Here is an 18,675-nt window from a genome sequence, read left to right as displayed (position 1 = left end):
AATCACCTATTTTAAGCTATTGCTTTGGATTGATTGAGTAAAACAATATTTCCTCTTTCTGCTTTTGCACGTGTATTCATGATAGCTTTGTGAATAGTCTTGACTTTTGACAAAAGTTCCAATTCTAACTTTTTGCAATATGACGCAAGCTCTGAAGCGCTTGGCATGAACACTTTGGATATTTCCTCTACTTCACCACGTGCGAACCGCTTGATGGATTCCTGTAGAATTACAGATGAAATACTTTCAAGAGCCATGCCGTAGAAAAGAGCGGAAAAATCATGGTCCATATCTTTAGGGATTTTCATTCCAGAAGAAAGCAAACGAAAGGCAAAAGAAATCTCATGAGCAGAAGCTTTTTTAGATACTAATTCCTCTAACTGTTGGCAAGCTTTAAGCGTGTTTTGCTCTTCTTGTACGGTCATCTCATATCCAGGTTTCAGCATGATTGGAAACCCTTGATTCACATGCTTTAAAGCTTGTGCTAAAAAACTCTATCTCCGAAATCTTTGATGCGTTCTGCAATGATTTCTCCATTGCTTTTTTGCTTTTGAGAGTGATTTCCATAGTTTCCATCTTGTTGATTAATTTCGTATTCTTTTGAATTCCTTACCCAGTTACGCCATGTTGCTTGTCAATCACGCTTGCTAGCATCCTTACCCGTCTTGGCATTCCAATGATCTCGAAACTTTGCGATTTCGACTTTGACCCGCTTCGCTTTCTTAGGAACGCTTTCTCGCTCGTGAATGATTGGTTGGTTTGTTTCTAACGTTTCGATTTTCTCTGATGTGGTCTCAACAGCATGAACCTCTGTTGGCTCGTCAACCAAATCAGTTATTTCTAAATCTTCAAATTCAGTTTTTTTGCTAATACGATAGTATTAGTTTTTTATTATATATGTTATTGTTTATGTAATGTGTTGTCGTGATGAACTCATCGTGATGTCATCATGACCTCGTGATGATGTCGTCATGACTTCATCATGTTCTCTTGATGAGTTATCTTTCTGCTGATTTCTCTTGGTATTTGCAGCTTTTATAGCTCTTTCTGAAAGCCTATTTAAATTCTTCTTCGACTTGTGTACTCCATAAATTTCCATTTTCTAATTGAAGAATTAATTTTTTCGGATCAGTTTTTCTAATGATTTTTTAAAGGTTCGTACTGAACAACCAACGACGCGCGCTAATACAGAAGTGTCATCATAAATCGGCTCACAGGCTCGATACATAAGAGCAGTGAGTGTGCTATAAGTAGCTTTCTCTGCTGCGTCGGTGCCAGCAAAGTCCATAATCCACTCTTGATAAAAATTACGTACCCAAGGTAATTTACTGGACATTCTCTTTGTCCTCCCTGTGCTTATGCCATGTGGCTTCTTTTAATTCTTTCTCAACGCGGGCATTCCACAACCCTTTATCTGTTTGGAGAAGTTTGTTATTCTGCGTTAAATATTCGACAATAGCTGCAAATTTTTTCTGCGAGCAATGACAAACGCGTGCAAGCGTTTGAAAATCTTCTTTAATTGGTGCTTTTTTATCGTACATGCAAACGAGAAGGGTTATATAACCCCCCCCGTTGTTCAGATATCATTTTATCTGTACCACTTATTCAGTCATACAAATAGAATCTTATCCATGGCATTGCATTAGGCATGCGCATCCCCTTCTTTCATTAAATATAAAATTGCTAAAACATCTGCTTCGTTGTCGTCTTTAGGCGTATGTCCTTTTGCACATACCGTCTTAATCATTTCTTCTTTTGAGGCATTGCCTTTTCCTGTTGTTGCTTTCTTAATTGTGCCAGCGGGAATGCCTTCATATGATATCTGATGATGTTCATACCACGCTGTTAAGGTTGCTAGAAAGCCCCCATAAATATGAGAAGCGTCTGTACCTACATACCGGCGCACCTCTTCAAAATATACCGCATCAATTTCATCAACGGACTTCTTTAGTTCAGTAAGCCACTGTTTAAAGCGTAAATAACGCATACCACCGCCTTCAAAACGGCGTGATTGAAAATGTTCTGTATCGCTTGTTATACGACCATCCGCACCACGTATCGCCCAGCCTGTCTTAGTACCTAGATCAAGGAAGAGAATGGTTTGTGCATTGATGATCGTGTTCCCCCATTAAGGGCTGTTGCGTATTTATATGTGCGCTGTGAAAGAGCGTGTTGTGATTGCCTGTCTTGAAAAATGTTTTTGAAAAAGTACTTGAAACTGCTTTTGGGCCAAATTTTTTACTGCCATTCGAGGAAAAATAATCTTAGAAGCAGTTAATCTTCGAATTGACTCTTCTTGTTTTTGAATTACATCTTTTTGTGCACGTATTATTTCAGCTTCTTTATCTATTATTTTGTCTTTTTCATCTATCTCGTTTTTGAGCCTTTGCATCGTTTACAAGAGACATGAAGAATATAAGCCAACCTCAAATTAGCAATAAAATAAATAACAACTGGCTACTACTAAACTCAGATCTATCTCCATTCTATACCTCACTTACTTTTTTCATATTTTACTCTTGTTAAGAGTGTAAATGATGCTTCTGGTGTTGGAGAAATCTTAGGATTGATGATGGGGCGTTTGTTAGATGCAAATGGCCTCGAAGAAGAGCTTAAGTATTACAAATCAGTTACAACAGAAGCTAAGCGAATTTTACCAAATCCTGTTGTGAAAGCTGCTTAACGTTAAAACATGCCTCATTTGTTCATCCTCGAGGATGAGGAAATCGAGATTGACTGCCTCTCCACCCTAAAAGACGAGGAGGGGGGCAAAGTGCTAAAAAGGTAATTCAAAAAGCAGTAATGATTCGTACTTTAGCATTATCGCGGTGCCATCTAATAGTATTATAATGGAGTGGCAAAAGGTGATTTAGAAGGTGGTTTAATTTTTGTTGATTTTTAATAAATCATTGGAAAATAAGGAAAATTAAGATGTTCTGGTGCGGACGGCGGGACTTGAACCCGCAAGGTCTTTGACCGGCAGATTTTAAGTCTGCTATGTTTACCGTTTTCATCACGTCCGCGATGAGAGTTCTCTCATAAGCTATATCTTTTATTGAATCAAGAATTAATGACAAAAGAAACATTTTTCATTTTTTTAGTGAAATTTTGACTGACAATAGTTTTCTTTATCGCTAGAAAAAGCTTTTATAATGTAAATAAAGCATGAAACGATTAGTGTTATGAGCCAATTTATTCAAGACGTCACAAAAGCTATGGTGGGATTGCATCACGTATTTGCTGAAACACCACTTCAGAGAAATGATTTTCTTAGTCAAAAGTATGATGCAGAAATTTATTTAAAACGTGAAGATTTAACACCGGTTCGATCTTATAAGATTCGTGGTGCTTTCAATTTTGTTTCAGAAATGCTTAGAAGTGTATCACCAGATTCTGCATTTGTTTGCGCCTCAGCGGGGAATCACGCGCAAGGGGTTTCTTTTGTTTGTCGTTATTTTAAACGTAAAGGCGTGATTTTTATGCCTATGACAACGCCACAACAAAAAGTTGAGAAAACACGTATTTTTGGTAAAGAATTCATTGATATTCGTTTGATTGGTGAAACATTTGATCAATGTTATGAAGCTGCGCAATCCTTTGTCGTGGAGAGCGGTGGTGTAATGGCTCCACCTTTCGATGATATTCGCATTATTACGGGGCAGGCAACAGTGCTCTGTGAAGCTGCTTTACAATGGAAAAAACGCAATGGAGAAAGTGAACCCGATTTAATGATTGTGCCGGTAGGGGGTGGTGGTTTGGCAAGTGGGGTGAGCAAGTTTTTACATGAATATGGTTGGAAAACAAAGCTTCGTTTTGTTGAGCCGCAAAGAGCTGCAAGTTTGCTTGCTTGTTTGGAGAGTGGAAAACGCGTTAAGCTTGAAAGTATTGATACTTTTGTAGATGGTGCTGCTGTGGCTGAAATTGGTGCACTAAACTATACAATTCTAAAGCAATTTTCACCTGATTCTGTCATTACGGTTCCTGAAAATCGCGTTTGTTCTACGATGGTTGAAATGCTTAATGTTGAAGGTGTGGTCCTTGAACCGGCTGGTGCTTTATCGATTGATGCGCTTAACAGTATTCCTCCTCAGGAGTTAAAGGGAAAAAAAATTCTTCTCGTTATTTCAGGAGGTAATTTTGATTTTGAGCGTTTGCCAGAAATTAAAGAGCGTTCTTTACGTTTCCAAGGGTTGAGAAAATATTTTATTTTTAGTTTTCCGCAACATCCTGGTGCATTGCGTCATTTTCTTTCCACACTATCACCAGATGATGATATTGTGCGTTTTGAATATCTTAAAAAATCAGCGAGAAACTTTGGTTCTGTATTGGTTGCGATTGAAACAAAAAAATACGGTAATTTTTGTCTTTTAGAGGAAAAATTTCAAGCGTTAGGTTGGCGTTATCGTGATATTACTGATGATCAAACGTTATTTGATTTCGTTATTTGATTTCGTTATTTGAGAAACTGAAATTTTACTAAAAAAGAAGTATAATGATGAAACCTATTTTTTATTTGGTGCTGAGTCTATTTTTCTTTTTGATTGTTAATCAACAAAGTTTAGCATTTCAGCCAACAATAATACAAAAAGCTGAACTTTCAAGAGTCGTTGTTGATGTCAATAATGCTATAAAAAATAGGGATTTTACGCCTATTTCTCGTTATATGCCAGAGCGGCTTTATAAAGAGATGGCACATCGATTGAATACAACAGAGAGTGCTTTACGTAGTGATTTTCTTCAACAGTTGCATAGGAAATTTGAGGATTTGCCTTCTGGTGCTTATTATTTAGATAAAGAAAATATAGAGTATCTACAAACTGATAACGGTACTTTGTATGCTTTGATTCCAACAGTTCTTGAGATGAAGGATCGCATCATTCGATACAAAACTTTGGCGATTTTTGATAAAACCCAATGGTATTTAATTTATGGCGGTCAAAAAACTTTACAAAATCCAGTTTTTCTCGAGATTTATCCTGATTTTATTAAGGTACATTTACCGATGGACACAATCATCAAAAAGTAAATGATCTAAATATTGTTTTTTATTCATGATAAATGTATTTCGTAAAGTTCTTGCTTTTTTATCATAATCCAAGGATAATGGGGATGAAGGCATTTAGGCTGGTTTGTTGGCTTTTTGTAAAGTGAAGTTTATACGCCTTTATCTTGATTTCAAGGTACTCATGAGTTGCGCAAGCCGTTTTTTAAGCGTTGCTTCATTTAAAATGTCAGGGATTTCTCTTGCGCGGATTCTTGAGTGGAGAGCTCAGCTGGTTATTTGTTTTGAGTTCTTAAGCTGAGGAAAGATTTTATTTTGCCTATAAAAGAAGAAAATGTTTTTACAAAGTTAGGCCTGCCTACTCTTTTGATTAAAAATTTACTCATTGCTGGAATGAGTAAACCTAAACCTATACAAGAACAAGCTATTCCAGTGATGTTGAAAGGACACGATATTTTGGGTGTTGCTCAGACTGGTTCTGGAAAAACCTTGGCATTTAGTTTACCTATTTTAAGTCAGATTTTGGCTTTGGGTGATAAACGCTGTCCTAAAACTGCACGCGCTTTGATTTTAGCCCCAACGCGTGAACTTGCTGTTCAGATTGATGAAACGATTCGCACTGCGGCGAAAGGAGCACATCTTTCAACATGTCTTGTTTTTGGGGGCGTATCACGTTTAAAACAAATTAAACGTATGGAAGCAGGTGTGGATGTTTTGATAGCGACTCCAGGGCGTTTGAGAGATCTTGTTCATGAAAAGTGTGTTGATCTTTCTCAATCTCGTTTTTTGATTTTGGATGAAGCAGATCGTATGTTGGATATGGGGTTTATTCATGATGTTAAGCAAATTGCAAAGCTTTTGCACCAAGAGCGTCAGACAGCACTCTTTTCTGCAACAATGCCGAGGGAAATTGCTGTGCTTGCAAAATGTTTACTCAATGATCCGGTTAAAATTGAAGTTGTTCCTCAAGGTACTACGGCTGTAGAGATTTGCCAAAGATTATATTGTGTTCCTACGAATGAAAAAAAGAATGTTTTAAGTAAACTTTTGACAAACCCAGCTTTTGATTCGGTTATTGTTTTTACTCGAACTAAACATGGGGCTGATTCTGTCACACGTAGTTTAGTAAAGATAGGATATTTAGTCGCAACAATTCATGGGAATAAATCACAAGCTGCTCGTCAGTCTGCTTTAAAAGCTTTTCGTGAAAGATCTGTGCAAATCCTTGTGGCAACAGATATTGCTGCACGCGGTATTGATATACCAGGGGTAAGCCACGTTATTAATTATGATTTACCAGATGAAGCTGAAAGTTATGTACATCGTATTGGTCGTACTGGACGTAATGGTGCATCTGGTGAAGCACTTACGCTTTTTGATGAGAAGATAGAAAGGGAACGGTTGCGTGCTGTCGAGCGCTTGATTCGTATGAAATTGGTGGCTGAGTCTGTTCCAGAACAATTTGCAGCGTTTCCAGAAAAGCCAATTGTGCCAGAAAGTAGAGAAAAAGAAAACAATAAGAGGCGCCGTTTTAAAAAATCTAAACGTCAAAAACAGTTTTTAGGTCGAAAAGATGAGGGTGTGCAGTTGCAGCGGAAGAATTCTTCATCTCCAAATGAGAGGCATAAAAAAGCAAAAGCAGTGGCAAAGCGTGCAAAGCCTTTTCGTTTTCGAAAATCAGTTAAGAAGGCTGCCTAGATAAAATCTTGAAAAAAGCTCATGTACTGGAGATTTTTTACTTTTGTTGATTTATTCTCAATTGGAAAGAGGTATAAAATATTCTTGCCAAAATAAGAAGGTCCTTCAGAGGTTTTCATTTTTTAGAAATGAAAACTTCTAAATGTTTTGATTTATTTAAAATTTTGAAAAAAATCATTATTGTAGAGGCGATTGTTTGTTTGCTTTATTCCCATTTTTTTAAATGGGAATAAAAATATATTTTATTTATATAAAATTATTTATAAAAAAGATGCATTTTATCCTTAATGATAAATTTTAATTTTAAACATTGATATCTAACAATAACTTATTGTTTTATATATTGAATAATTCATTATAGCGCAATTTTTTTTCATTTTGAAGCTATTTAGGTGGATCAATCAAAAGTATTCACTTGCACGTTATATGTGAAATTATCGTACAGATAACCATTTGAGAAATAAATAAAATGATTCTTATCAATTTTTTCAAAGGCAAGGGGATATTGCTAAGATTGAGAGTTGGAAAATAGTATAATGGTATAGCTTTATTATAAATAAAGATGGGGTTGTTTAATCGATTTCATTTTATACCATTTACGGGAGTCATTGTGAAATGGGCTTGGGGGAGATTTAAGAGATATCTCTAAAAAAAGCGTGTGACTGCATAATACAATAGCGAGAATGTCATGATTTCTGAAGGCTTTCTCAGGATTCTTAACAATTTAGCTCATTATCTTGTTTTTTACTGTAAAACACTGTTTTTTGAGGGATATAAAGCCTATAAGACTTTATGTATTAAATGTTTTATGACGGTGTGATGAATACCCAAGGCAAGGTTGTTTGTAAAGTGTTGAAGTGGTTAGCAGGGGGAACAACTTGTTAGATAAGACGCTGGAGTGTTTATAGACTTGTTTGATGTTTTTTGCTTTTAGGATGGGGAGGAGGTTATGTGGGGTGTATGGATATAATATATGCCTTGATTGTTGTTTCCTCCATTTTTCAAAACGATTGCTTCATGAGCCGGTTTTTAAGTTTAATTGCTTTATGGAGTACAAATCATTTTTTCCTTGGGAAAAAATTATATGAGATCTTTTTCATTGCTGATGGAGCTTAATAATTCTCTCTCCTGAAAGAAATCGTAATTTATAATGCGCAAAAATTGCAGTGCTCTCTGATAGAGGCACGGTAGTCTGAAAAAAGTAATTTTATTTGTGCTATTTTAAAATGAATCAATCGTTTTTTGCATTCATTGCAAATTTTGCATTCATTGCAAAAAATACATCCTGTAGAATATTGCGTTTCTACTTTATTGCAAAAAACAAAAATCCTATTCCTTCACTTTCATCTACGCATCCCACACTTAAAAAACATATGGAAAATCAATAAGTTATTTGTGACAGAAAAGAATATGGCTCCCCGGGCCGGATTCGAACCAGCGACCAACCGGTTAACAGCCGGTTGCTCTACCGCTGAGCTACCGGGGAATGGTGCCCTATTGTTTAGTTGAAAAGGCTATAGCAAAGCAATACTGATTTGCAAAGGATAAAATTACTTTTTTTAAAAAAAATATGATAAATTGTGTAATAAGAGGAAAAAAGGCGAGAGAAGATTTCTACACCTTGACGGATGCGTTGCCTTTCCTTATTGAAATCTGTATGTTTGTTGACGAGGCCTCGTGGCGGAATGGTTACGCAGAGGACTGCAAATCCTTGTATCCCGGTTCGATTCCGGGCGAGGCCTCCAGCCGATTTTAAATGAAACGGCTTTTAGGGGAGATGAGGTATAGGAAAATAGATTATTTTCCTCTATAGTTGTGAAGACGCCTTTGTATAAAAGATCATACAGTTAAAATCTAATTGTTGACTGTAGCATCCTTTTTCGTAACACCCATAGTTTAAGAGATCTTCGTCTATCATTATCGCTGTTTTGTTTGTTTTTTGTAGGTTAGGAGAAAATATTCGTTATGGTTGCAGATTTTGCTGAGCTTCGTCGCAAAATGGTTGACAATCAAATTCGTACAGTCGATGTAACGGATTTATCAGTTCTTGAAGCGTTTTTAACAGTATCTCGTGAAGATTTTGTATCGGAAAATATGAAAGTATTGAGTTATCTTGATACCGATATTATTCTATGTCCAGTGCAAGATGGGGTTTCTGCACGTTATTTGATGAAACCTGCATCTCTAGCGAAATTACTACAGCTTGCCGCTGTAAAGTCATCAGATGTTGTTTTAGATATTGGTGCAAATAGTGGTTATTGTGCAGCGTTGCTTGCAAAACTTGCAGGGTCTGTGATTGCATTGGAAAGTAATAAATCTCTTTTTGAATGTGCTCTTGAAGCTTTAGAACGTAATCAATGTGATAATGTGGTTGTCGTTCATGGTCCATTAGAGAAAGGATATGCCGTTGAGGGACCTTATGATGTGATTTTCATTGAGGGATCTGTTGATTTTATTCCACAAGATATCTTTGATCAAATGAAAGACTGTGGACGTCTTGTTGTGGTTGAAGGGTATGGAAATGCTGCTGTTGCACAAATCTATATAAAAGAAGATGGAATCATTTCGGCACGTCGTGCTTTTAATCTCGCTGTAAAGCCTCTTCCTTGTTTTTTAAAAACACCTAGTTTTGTATTTTAGTACTTGTTTGTTTTGTGAATAAAAGATAGTTTTGCAACTTATTTGGGGTTTGTTATTGTGTGTATTGTGTTTAGAATAAACAAGAAGTTTCAGGCGTGTTTATTACTGGTGTTGAGTATTTTACTATCAGAGGCTGGTTGTGCTGAAACATTGATGGATGCCTTTTCTAAGGCTTATAAACGTAATGCTAAGTTGAATAGTGAACGTGCAGCTGTGCGTATATCCAGTGATGATGTTGTCATTGCGCGGTCAGGGTTATTGCCACAAGTTGAGGGGATTGGGAACTATGGGCGGAATAAGTCTTTTACAGGTCCTTATGTCACTTCTGGATCTATAGGCGTGAGATTAAATCAAAGGTTATTTGACGGTTTTATCACGCAGAATATCTTTTCTTCAGCTCGAGTTAAGTTGCAGGCTCAGCGTGAATATCTTCGTAATGTTGAACAAAATACGTTTCTAGAGACAGTGACCGCTTATGCTAATGTCTATCACACACGTCGTGTTGCTGATCTTCGGAGAGAAAATTTGGCAGCTCTTGAAGAACAAGTTCGTTCCAATAAAGCAAAATTTGATGTTGGTGAAGGAGGGTATGTTGATCTTGCTCAAGCTCAAGCTGCACGTTCCGTGGCGGTTTCAGAGCTGAGTCTTGCTCGTGCTGATGTAAAAGCAGCAGAGGCAGTGTATCGACAAGTTATTGGTTCTGATCCTGAAAAGTTAAAACGCCCACCCATAGCCAAAGATTTTCCCGTCAACCTTGATATGGCTTACCAAATGAGCGTTGTGATGCATCCAGCAATCCTTTATGCTAAGTATTTAGTTGATGCTAGTGTTTACAATGTAAAGGCAAAAGAAGGAGCATTGCTCCCTAAAGTTGATTTTTCTGCAACAGCATCTTATAATCGAATCTACAGCGGTGCTGGAGAGGATGGAGTTTCTAAATCAATAGGATTGTCAGTAAGTGTCCCAATCTTTGAAGGAGGGCGTACGTCTGCGCAAATTCGCCAATCAAGGGAACAGCTTGGACAGGCGCAGCTTCAACTCGATTTGGCGCATAGTAATACGAGGCAAGCACTTACTTCTGCTTGGTTTCAGCTGGAGGGTGCGCGCTCATCTGTTATTGCTTACCGTGAAAGTGTTCGTGCTGCTGAAATTGCTCTGAAAGGTCGTGTTCAAGAAAATCGGGTAGGGCAAGCAACGACGCTGGATGTTTTAAATTCTCGTACTCTATTGATTAACGCTCAGATTGCGCTTGCAATGGCGGAGCGTAATGCTGTTGTGGCGAGTTATAGTGTTCAGTCTTCTATTGGTAAATTGACTGCGAGTTATTTAGGTTTAAAAACAATTAAATATATCCGATAACGCATAAAAGTAGCTCTTTAATCTTAAATTATTTTAGTTTTTAAAAGATTAGTAAATCAATAGCTGAATATGTTAAAAGATCGAATGGTGAGATGTTATTTTAAAGTGTAGAAAATTGTGTGTAGCGCCCTCTTTATGACAAGCATATTTGAAAATATCGTAGGAGGCATGTTGATCTTATGATTCTTTTGCATACACTGAAAATATGATTCTATTTGTTGTTGCGTCTTTGAGAGGTTGTAAAGTATGGTACAGAGTTCAAGCGTGTTACGTGAGCCAAGTATGGATGAAATTTTAACATCTATTCGTGAAATAATCGAAGAAAATGCGGTTCAATCTGATCACTTTTTAAACGAAGATGTTGCAGTGAATGCTTCGGAGGGTCGTTCAGAAGTTGCATCAGAGGGTATTTATGATACAACCTTATCGGTTGATGATGCTATGAAAGCTTTAGCTGATCGTATTGGTCTTTCTTCTGAAACTCAAGGAGGGAAGATAACGCAAGAGAAAGAGGATATAGAGGCAGAAAATAATACAGTTGGTATGGATATGCAAAAGATGAAGCTTTCTTCTGAAGAACGGAATTCTTTTTATAAAGCAAAAGAATATGAAGATGAGATAAGGAAATCACAGTCAGAAGGAGGAGAGCCTGGTCATGTGGAATTGTCTGCATATTGCATTTCCTCTGCAGAAAAGATTGCAAAGGATGTGTTGCGTCCAGCTATAGCAGAATGGTTGCAGTCTAAATTGCCTATTTTACTGGAAGATATTTTGCGTGAAGAGATTGTGAAGGCGGTTAAAAAATCATCTTAATTATTTTTTTACATTATCTTTATGTTTTTCATTTTATGAGAACTTTGTTTGTAATTTTGCGAGCTCTCTAATGAATGGCAGGGATTCACGCGATTCTGATTGGGTTTTGATAATATTTTGATCATATATTGTGTTTTTCAGCGGCGTTATGGATGGATAGAATGTTAGAAAAAAACTATGATGCTGCCTCTATAGAGCAACGGGTTGCAAAGAGATGGGAGACTCGTGGGGCTTTTAAAGTGGGAGCTGGTTCTAAAAGCAGTGCAGAACCTTTTTGCGTTATGCTTCCACCTCCTAATGTTACGGGCTCACTTCATATGGGGCATGCGCTCAATACGACAATTCAAGATATAATCGTTAGATTTCAGCGGATGCGTGGCAGAAACGTGTTGTGGCAGCCTGGGATGGATCATGCTGGGATTGCTACACAAATGGTTGTAGAGCGTCAACTTGCAGAACGCCAAGAACCAACGCGTCAAGAAATGGGGAGAGAAAAGTTTATTGAGCGTATTTGGGAATGGCGTTATGAAACTGGAGGCGTTATTGCAAACCAGTTGCGTCGCCTTGGGCTTTCATGTGATTGGTCGCGTGAGCGGTTTACAATGGATGAGGGGTTGTCGCAGGCGGTTCGCGAAGTCTTTGTCACGCTTTATAAGCAAGGGTTGATATATAGGGATAAGCGCCTCGTTAATTGGGATCCTAAATTGTTGACAGCTATTTCAGATCTTGAAGTTGAGCAAAAAGAAGTTCAAGGACATTTGTGGCACTTTAGATATCCACTTGAGGATAAAATTTTTGATCCAAACGATGCGACAACTTTTATAACAGTGGCAACAACAAGACCAGAAACAATGCTTGGTGATACAGGAATTGCCGTTAATCCTGAAGATGAGCGTTATAAAAATCTTATCGGTAAAAATGCTCTTTTGCCGCTTGTTGGTCGTAGGTTATTAATTGTTGGTGATACGCATGCTGATCCTGAAGCTGGAAGTGGTGCTGTAAAAATCACACCAGCTCATGATTTTAATGACTTTGAAGTAGGACAACGTAATCATTTACGCTTGATCAATATTTTTACCCAAAAAGCCGAGATTTTTCTCCGTGAAAATGAAGCATTTTTTGATGGTTTGATTTTATCAGATGAATTAAAAATGTTAGTAGAAAGTCTCGATAAATCTGATCGTTTTGTTGCGCGCCAGAAGATTGTTTCTTTGATGGAAGAACAGGGGTATTTAGCTTCTGTTGATGATCATACCCATATGGTTCCTCATGGAGATCGCAGTGGAGTTCCTATTGAACCTTTTTTGACAGATCAATGGTATGTTCATGCTGCTGAATTAGCAAAGCCAGCGATAGAGGCTGTTCAACAAGGAAAAACGCAGTTCGTTCCCGATAACTGGAAAAAGACTTACTTCAATTGGATGAAAAATATTCAACCTTGGTGCATTTCTCGCCAATTATGGTGGGGACATCAGATTCCTGCTTGGTATGGTCCTGATGGAACGGTTTTTGTTGAAAAAAGTGAAAAAGAGGCTTTAGATTCAGCCTTTGCTCATTATGGTGAGGTTGTTGAATTAATTCGTGATCCGGATGTTTTAGATACTTGGTTTTCATCAGCTCTTTGGCCTTTTTCAACATTAGGGTGGCCAAATAAAACAACTGAATTATCCACTTTTTACCCAACATCTTTATCCGTGACAGGATTTGATATTATTTTTTTCTGGGTTGCTCGTATGATGATGATGGGACTTCACTTTATGGGTGACGTTCCTTTCCCAACAGTTTATGTGCACGCTCTTGTTCGGGATCAAAAGGGTGCAAAGATGTCAAAATCAAAGGGAAATATTATTGATCCCTTAGAGCTTATTGATCAATATAGTGCTGATGCGCTCCGGTTTACTTTGGCTATTATGGCAGCACAAGGTCGTGATGTAAAACTTGATGCTTCCCGTATTGCTGGTTACCGTAATTTTGCTACGAAATTGTGGAATGCTACCCGGTTTGCACAGATGAATGGTGTGAAGCATGATCCAACTTTTAAGCCTGAACAAGCAAAACTGGCGCTTAATCGTTGGATTTTAACAGAGTTATCTAAAACGATTTCAGCAGTAACGACTGGTATTGAACACTATAAATTTAATGAGTCTGCTGCCACACTTTACCGTTTTATTTGGAATACATTATGTGATTGGTATTTGGAGCTTCTCAAATCTATTTTTCAGGGTGAAAATGAAGATGCTAAAAATGAGGCTCAAGCTTGTACTGCTTGGGTTTTAGATGAAGTTTATAAACTTCTTCATCCTTTTATGCCTCATGTGACGGAAGAATTGTGGTCTCTTACAGAAACGCAAGCCATCAAGCGTGAGGATATGCTCGCATTGACAAAATGGCCAGAGGAAACATTGATAGATGAAGAAGCTGCTGATGATATTAATTGGCTTATTGATGTCGTTACAGGGATTCGGTCTGTGCGTTTTGAAATGAATATTCCAGTGGCTATACAAGCACCTCTTGTTGTTGTCGAAGGAGGGGAAGTAACGCGAGAGCGTGTGAAGCGTTATGATGCACTTCTTAAAAAATTAGCACGTATTGAAGTTATTGATTTCTCTGATAAAGTTCCGGAAGTATCGGCACAAATGATTTTGGGAGAGGCTGTTTTTTGTTTACCATTAGGACAGTTGATTGATTTGGAGGCTGAACGTGTTCGTTTAAGGAAGGATGTCAGTAAAATTGAACAAGATATTGAAAAAATATCGCTTAAGTTAAACAACCCCAAATTTATAGCAAATGCAAAAGCAGAAATTGTTGAGCGTGAACGAAACAGGGTTGTAGAACTGCGTGCAGCGCAGAAGAAAATATTTGTTGCTTTAGAGCGGTTGGATTGATTTCAATTTTTTATTTTTTGATGGATGATTTCATACCATTAGGGCTGGTATAGATTTTCTTTAAAGGAAACTTTTTCTTTTGTTAGTTTTTCATGAACGATCATAAAATCTCTACTGAAATCCATTGTTTTATATTTATCATTAAAGAAACATCTTTTAAGGTACCCAAGCCTATTTCACGACGGAGATCATGAATGGTATAACGGTAGATCCATTGAGTTCCCCCATCTTCACGCTTATGAAGTAACAAGCCGCTACCTTTGCTAACTCCCAATGTTGTGTGTGACAGCTTTTGGCACTTAAGATCGTTCATAAGAGGCATTTTTAGTTTTTTCTTACACAGTTTCACTCCACACGGCTCCCCCTGCTTGTAACGTGCAGGTGGATGGATTTGCTTGATTCAACATGGAGCAGGTTTGGAATGAGAGAATTTTACGATATTCGAGGGCTTCATTTAACATGCAAAAAGGAAAATTATCATTATAAATCAATACCTTGATTTTTTTGCTGTAAAACATCATCATTTAGAATAGCAATATAAGGCATGTAAATTACACATGTGGTATTTTTGTTGTATGTAGTGGTGAGTATTCTGAGGCAGGGCTTGTGTGTCAAGTATGAAATAACCCCATGTGAAACGATGTCAGGTGGAATCCGTTAAACAAAAAGCTGTATTGTTTATAGATTGACGGTGGCAAAAAACTTTATCTTTAAGGTGGTAAGGCAGTCATGAAGTTATAAATTAACTATCGACATTGTATTTATCCGTCTTTCGTATTGTTTTTTATACTTAAACGCTTACCATTCATCATGTATTCTCTTCGTTTTCAAGTTGCTGTTTAATGCACGTTATTTTATTGAACGATTTTTACTCATACGTATAAAATTTTAAGATCAATAAGTGCTAGAATGTTAAAGGATGTGTTACAAAATATAGAATGATGATTTATATTTAAAAATCAATTTGTTGTATATAAAAATGGATACTTAATTTTATCGAATATTTTGGATGTTTTTTATTTATTTGTCTTTTTTTTTAAAATTTTTATTTTAAAATAGCGTATGCTTCTTACTAAGAAAAAGAGTTTAAATATCTACAAAAAATTTGTAACAGATATAATTATTAAAATTGAGATAGGGGGGGAAATGGTTAATAGGTTTCAGGTATGGAAAAATGCCACGATTGTTGTGATTTTAGGAGGATTTTTTTCAACTGTTTATGCAATAGATGTCAATAGCTTGCAAGAAGCGAATGATGGTTCGTTTTATTTTTTTAAATGTGGCATGTCTGCTTATAAAAATGGACATATAAATCAGGCTATTGCAGCATTACGTCGTGCGGCTAAGAGAGGCCATATTGGTGCGAATTGGAAACTTGGCTCTATCTATGCAAACGGTGATGGTGTCCCTGAAAATGATTATAAGGCATATCATTTTTTTGCATATATTGTTGAAAAAGGTGCTGATCTTGGTTCAGAGGATGAAAGTTATGTTTCTGACGCATTGGTTAAACTTGCGGGATATATAAAAAAAGGCATTCCTCAATCACCTGTGAAACCTGATCCTTCTTATGCTGCTCATCTTTATATGCAGGCTGCAGTAAACTATGGAAATCCTAAAGCTCAGTATCATTTAGGAAAAATATTTTTAAAGGGAGAGGGAAGGGAGAAGAATCTTATACAAGCAGCACGATGGTTTCAACTTTCAGCAAAAAAAGGAAATCCTTCCGCCCAAGCAATGCTTGGAAATATGTTGCTTCAAGAAGGAAAAATTGTCCGTGGGACGGCAATGTTAACTGCTGCCTATGAAAAAGCTAACGTAAAAGACAAAAATTGGATTCGCCCTTTGCAAGAACAGGCTTTTGCTCTTTGTAATGAATTTGAGAGACGTACAGCAATTTCACTGGTTGCTGATATTTTAAAAAACAACAGTTTTTAAAATATCTGATTGTAATAATTTTTACATTCTTTCATCCGTTATTAAACTCTACTGTCTTGTGTCTAAGTTTACAGTAGAGATAGCTTTTTGTGATAATATAACGGTTAATGACTTAGGATTTTAGACAAAAATTCTTGCGTTCTCGGTGTTCTTGCTTGCGGATCAGAAAAGAACTCTTTAGATGAACAGTCTTCAAGAATTGTTCCTTGATCTATGAAAATAATACGCTCAGAGACTTTTTGTGCAAATCCCATTTCATGGGTTACACAAATCATCGTCATACCTTCTTCTGCTAAGCTGATCATGACATCGAGTACTTCACCTACCATTTCAGGATCTAGAGCAGATGTTGGTTCATCAAAAAGCATGACAAGTGGATCCATAGTTAAGGCACGTGCAATAGCAACACGTTGTTTTTGCCCTCCAGAAAGTTGACCAGGATATTTATCTTTGTGTTCAATTAGTCCAACGCGTTCAAGATACAAGAATCCACGTTCAAGTGCTTCTTTTTTGCTTCGTTTTAGAACTTTGATTTGTGCAATTGTCAAGTTTTCTGTGACAGATAAATGGGGGAAAAGCTCGAAGTGTTGAAATACCATTCCCACCTGACTTCGCAATTTAGGCATATTTGTTTGTTTTGAATGAACTGGTATCCCATTAATCCAAATTTCACCTTCTTGAAAAGGGACGAGAGCGTTAATAGTTTTAATGAGTGTTGACTTTCCTGATCCTGATGGACCACAAATGACAACCACTTCTCCTTTATTAATGTTGGTTGTGCAGTTTTTAAGGACTTTAATTTCGCCATACCAATTAGAAACATTTTTTATTTCGATCATATGAGTAGACATTTTTTTTCCTATTAGCGAATAATGGATACTTTTTTTTGTAAATACAAAACTATTTGTGACAGTGTAAAACAGATAACAAAATAGAAAACAGCTGCTAAGATATAAGCTTCTTGTTTTACACCAAAATTATTAGCAGCAATATCAAAACCATTTAAAAGACTGTTGCCACTGATTGCATAAACAAGGGTTGTATCCTGAAAAAGGATAATAACTTGTGTTAAAAAGACTGGAAGCATATCTCTAAAGGCTTGAGGAAGAATAACAATGTACATACTTTGCCAATATGTCATTCCAAGAGCTTGCCCCGCATATTTTTGTCCTTGCGGAATTGAATTGATTCCAGCACGCATAATTTCTGCAAAATAAGCCGTTTCAAATGCGGTAAAAGTAATGAGTGCTGATTTATTTGCACCGATGGATGTACCAGTTAAAAAAGGCAGAAGCACGAAAAACCATAAGATAACCATCACAAGTGGTATTGAACGCATAGCTGTTATGTAAACGATTGCAAGCCAAGAAAGAAGTTTTATGGAAGAAAGGCGCATCATTGCTAAAAGGGTGCCGAAAACAAACCCCAATACCGTTGCAAAAAGAGTTAGAAAAACGCTAAAGAGTAAACCTGATAAAATGTAAGAACGAAATACATCAAAGGTAAAAAAGGAAAAATCAAAGTCGGAAAAATTGAAGGGAAAATAAAGTCCAAACTGAGAGCTTATGAAATTCATCATATTCAATTTTCCTTTGTTTGAAAATTAGGAATTTTGAGTATTTGCTCGATGACTGTCATCACAATGAATACGAATAAGGCTATTAGAATATAAAGAATCGTAACAAGCAAATAATTTTCGTAAACATGGCTTACCTCTTCAATTGCTTGGTATTGAAATTGCATGAGCTCATTTATTGAAACGGCGAATGCTATAGACGAGTTTTTCACAATCCCCATTGCTTCTGAAGTAAGAGGTGGCATAATTGTACGTATAGCACGCGGTAGTATAATATAGCGATAACTTTGATAAGTTGTAAACCCCATTGCCATAGCAGCATAGCGTTGTCCAGAAGGAATCGCTTCAATACCTGAACGAACCTGTTCTGCAATGCGTGCAGATGTAAAGAATCCCAGTGCGCATGTTATTAAGAGAATGGAGGAAAACTTCATCGCTGGTGGATAAATCTTAGGAACAACAAAATACCACAAAAATACTTGTACAAGGAGGGGAATATTACGCATAATCTCTACCCAAATAGCACCGATAGTGCGAAATATATAATTGATTATCGATGATTTGGGTAAAGTGCGCATTGTTCCTATAATAATACCACACAATACAGCTAAGATAAGTGAAGTGATAGACAATATAACCGTATTTTTTAAGCCATCAAGAAGTGTATCTAAATAGGTATGACTCACGCCGGGAGTTCCCAAACATCCTGTTACCAGTGTTTGAGTAAGGTCATCTCTACAAAGGAAAGAAAAGTCCATTAATTG

General features: G+C 36.9%; 18 protein-coding genes and 3 tRNA genes. 9 read left to right on the top strand and 12 right to left on the bottom strand.

The window, feature by feature from the left end; all coding sequences use genetic code 11:
• Positions 1-11: 11 nt before the first annotated feature.
• From QHG57_RS07665 to QHG57_RS07635, 7 genes are all read right to left on the bottom strand, one after another.
• Entirely contained in the window at positions 12-446 is a 435-nt protein-coding gene (locus QHG57_RS07665; RefSeq protein ID WP_330167788.1) for a hypothetical protein, read from the bottom strand.
• A 188-nt stretch (positions 447-634) separates the two neighbouring features.
• Complete coding sequence (locus QHG57_RS07660) at positions 635-829, bottom strand: hypothetical protein (RefSeq protein ID WP_330167787.1); 195 nt, start codon at positions 827-829, stop codon at positions 635-637.
• 285 nt (positions 830-1,114) lie between these two features.
• The gene (locus QHG57_RS07655) at positions 1,115-1,336 is read right to left on the bottom strand and encodes a DUF1376 domain-containing protein (RefSeq protein WP_330167786.1); all 222 of its coding nucleotides are present in this window, start codon (positions 1,334-1,336) and stop codon (positions 1,115-1,117) included.
• Positions 1,326-1,541, bottom strand: a complete 216-nt coding sequence (locus QHG57_RS07650) for a DUF1376 domain-containing protein (protein ID WP_330169039.1) — start codon at positions 1,539-1,541, stop codon at positions 1,326-1,328. The genes QHG57_RS07655 and QHG57_RS07650 overlap by 11 nt, the downstream gene beginning before the upstream one ends.
• 101 nt (positions 1,542-1,642) lie before the next feature.
• Positions 1,643-2,116: a crossover junction endodeoxyribonuclease RuvC gene (locus tag QHG57_RS07645; RefSeq protein WP_330169586.1), complete on the bottom strand. Its 474-nt coding sequence runs from the start codon at positions 2,114-2,116 to the stop codon at positions 1,643-1,645.
• Between the two features lie 30 nt (positions 2,117-2,146).
• Positions 2,147-2,392 carry a hypothetical protein gene (locus tag QHG57_RS07640; RefSeq protein ID WP_330169038.1) on the bottom strand — a complete coding sequence of 82 codons (246 nt, stop codon included), beginning with the start codon at positions 2,390-2,392 and terminating at the stop codon, positions 2,147-2,149.
• Positions 2,393-2,937: 545 nt separating this feature from the next.
• Positions 2,938-3,023 (bottom strand) — tRNA-Leu (locus QHG57_RS07635).
• Between the two features lie 159 nt (positions 3,024-3,182).
• Here QHG57_RS07635 and ilvA point away from each other — a divergent pair.
• From ilvA to QHG57_RS07620, 3 genes are all read left to right on the top strand, one after another.
• Positions 3,183-4,448: a threonine ammonia-lyase IlvA gene (ilvA, locus tag QHG57_RS07630; RefSeq protein WP_330167785.1), complete on the top strand. Its 1,266-nt coding sequence runs from the start codon at positions 3,183-3,185 to the stop codon at positions 4,446-4,448.
• A 47-nt stretch (positions 4,449-4,495) separates the two neighbouring features.
• Positions 4,496-5,026, top strand: coding sequence for a hypothetical protein (locus QHG57_RS07625; RefSeq protein ID WP_330168831.1), 531 nt, complete (start codon positions 4,496-4,498; stop codon positions 5,024-5,026).
• 291 nt (positions 5,027-5,317) lie between these two features.
• Positions 5,318-6,700: a DEAD/DEAH box helicase gene (locus tag QHG57_RS07620; RefSeq protein WP_330167784.1), complete on the top strand. Its 1,383-nt coding sequence runs from the start codon at positions 5,318-5,320 to the stop codon at positions 6,698-6,700.
• A gap of 1,411 nt (positions 6,701-8,111) precedes the next feature.
• Here QHG57_RS07620 and QHG57_RS07615 read toward each other — a convergent pair.
• Positions 8,112-8,186: transfer RNA gene (locus QHG57_RS07615), tRNA-Asn, on the bottom strand.
• 185 nt (positions 8,187-8,371) lie between these two features.
• Here QHG57_RS07615 and QHG57_RS07610 point away from each other — a divergent pair.
• From QHG57_RS07610 to QHG57_RS07590, 5 genes are all read left to right on the top strand, one after another.
• A tRNA-Cys gene (locus QHG57_RS07610) sits at positions 8,372-8,445 on the top strand.
• 220 nt (positions 8,446-8,665) lie between these two features.
• Positions 8,666-9,340, top strand: coding sequence for a protein-L-isoaspartate O-methyltransferase family protein (locus QHG57_RS07605; RefSeq protein ID WP_330167783.1), 675 nt, complete (start codon positions 8,666-8,668; stop codon positions 9,338-9,340).
• Positions 9,341-9,397: 57 nt separating this feature from the next.
• A complete protein-coding gene (locus tag QHG57_RS07600; RefSeq protein ID WP_494407657.1) occupies positions 9,398-10,699 on the top strand; it encodes a TolC family outer membrane protein in 1,302 nt (433 codons plus the stop codon).
• Positions 10,700-10,945: 246 nt separating this feature from the next.
• The gene (locus tag QHG57_RS07595; protein WP_330167781.1) at positions 10,946-11,512 is read left to right on the top strand and encodes a DUF2497 domain-containing protein; all 567 of its coding nucleotides are present in this window, start codon (positions 10,946-10,948) and stop codon (positions 11,510-11,512) included.
• 161 nt (positions 11,513-11,673) lie between these two features.
• Positions 11,674-14,397: a valine--tRNA ligase gene (locus QHG57_RS07590; protein ID WP_330169585.1), complete on the top strand. Its 2,724-nt coding sequence runs from the start codon at positions 11,674-11,676 to the stop codon at positions 14,395-14,397.
• A 100-nt stretch (positions 14,398-14,497) separates the two neighbouring features.
• Here the strand turns inward: QHG57_RS07590 and QHG57_RS07585 are convergent, their stop codons facing one another.
• Positions 14,498-14,710, bottom strand: coding sequence for a hypothetical protein (locus QHG57_RS07585; protein ID WP_419196688.1), 213 nt, complete (start codon positions 14,708-14,710; stop codon positions 14,498-14,500).
• A gap of 833 nt (positions 14,711-15,543) precedes the next feature.
• Here QHG57_RS07585 and QHG57_RS07580 point away from each other — a divergent pair.
• Positions 15,544-16,335, top strand: coding sequence for a tetratricopeptide repeat protein (locus tag QHG57_RS07580; protein WP_330167779.1), 792 nt, complete (start codon positions 15,544-15,546; stop codon positions 16,333-16,335).
• 104 nt (positions 16,336-16,439) lie between these two features.
• Here the strand turns inward: QHG57_RS07580 and QHG57_RS07575 are convergent, their stop codons facing one another.
• Genes QHG57_RS07575 through QHG57_RS07565 form a run of 3 tightly spaced genes read right to left on the bottom strand, consistent with a single transcriptional unit; the run spans position 16,440 to position 18,669 of the window.
• Positions 16,440-17,186, bottom strand: coding sequence for an amino acid ABC transporter ATP-binding protein (locus tag QHG57_RS07575; RefSeq protein ID WP_330167778.1), 747 nt, complete (start codon positions 17,184-17,186; stop codon positions 16,440-16,442).
• Positions 17,187-17,197: 11 nt separating this feature from the next.
• Complete coding sequence (locus QHG57_RS07570; protein WP_330167777.1) at positions 17,198-17,914, bottom strand: amino acid ABC transporter permease; 717 nt, start codon at positions 17,912-17,914, stop codon at positions 17,198-17,200.
• A 2-nt stretch (positions 17,915-17,916) separates the two neighbouring features.
• A complete protein-coding gene (locus QHG57_RS07565) occupies positions 17,917-18,669 on the bottom strand; it encodes an amino acid ABC transporter permease (protein ID WP_330167776.1) in 753 nt (250 codons plus the stop codon).
• Positions 18,670-18,675: the final 6 nt, after the last annotated feature.

The sequence above is a fragment of the Bartonella grahamii subsp. shimonis genome, from assembly GCF_036327415.1.
In the GTDB taxonomy this organism is placed as follows: domain Bacteria; phylum Pseudomonadota; class Alphaproteobacteria; order Rhizobiales; family Rhizobiaceae; genus Bartonella; species Bartonella shimonis.
This window is presented reverse-complemented; position numbering and strand designations above follow the sequence as displayed.

Coding starts and splice junctions, on each gene's coding strand:
- QHG57_RS07575 (WP_330167778.1), bottom strand. CDS start 17,186: ATGTCTACTCATATGATCGAAATAAAAAATGTTTCTAATTGGTATGGC.
- QHG57_RS07590 (WP_330169585.1), top strand. CDS start 11,674: ATGTTAGAAAAAAACTATGATGCTGCCTCTATAGAGCAACGGGTTGCA.
- QHG57_RS07605 (WP_330167783.1), top strand. CDS start 8,666: ATGGTTGCAGATTTTGCTGAGCTTCGTCGCAAAATGGTTGACAATCAA.
- QHG57_RS07585 (WP_419196688.1), bottom strand. CDS start 14,710: ATGAACGATCTTAAGTGCCAAAAGCTGTCACACACAACATTGGGAGTT.
- QHG57_RS07580 (WP_330167779.1), top strand. CDS start 15,544: ATGGTTAATAGGTTTCAGGTATGGAAAAATGCCACGATTGTTGTGATT.
- QHG57_RS07625 (WP_330168831.1), top strand. CDS start 4,496: ATGAAACCTATTTTTTATTTGGTGCTGAGTCTATTTTTCTTTTTGATT.
- QHG57_RS07665 (WP_330167788.1), bottom strand. CDS start 446: ATGCTGAAACCTGGATATGAGATGACCGTACAAGAAGAGCAAAACACG.
- ilvA (WP_330167785.1), top strand. CDS start 3,183: ATGAGCCAATTTATTCAAGACGTCACAAAAGCTATGGTGGGATTGCAT.
- QHG57_RS07570 (WP_330167777.1), bottom strand. CDS start 17,914: ATGATGAATTTCATAAGCTCTCAGTTTGGACTTTATTTTCCCTTCAAT.
- QHG57_RS07595 (WP_330167781.1), top strand. CDS start 10,946: ATGGTACAGAGTTCAAGCGTGTTACGTGAGCCAAGTATGGATGAAATT.
- QHG57_RS07640 (WP_330169038.1), bottom strand. CDS start 2,392: ATGCAAAGGCTCAAAAACGAGATAGATGAAAAAGACAAAATAATAGAT.
- QHG57_RS07565 (WP_330167776.1), bottom strand. CDS start 18,669: ATGGACTTTTCTTTCCTTTGTAGAGATGACCTTACTCAAACACTGGTA.
- QHG57_RS07655 (WP_330167786.1), bottom strand. CDS start 1,336: ATGTCCAGTAAATTACCTTGGGTACGTAATTTTTATCAAGAGTGGATT.
- QHG57_RS07650 (WP_330169039.1), bottom strand. CDS start 1,541: ATGTACGATAAAAAAGCACCAATTAAAGAAGATTTTCAAACGCTTGCA.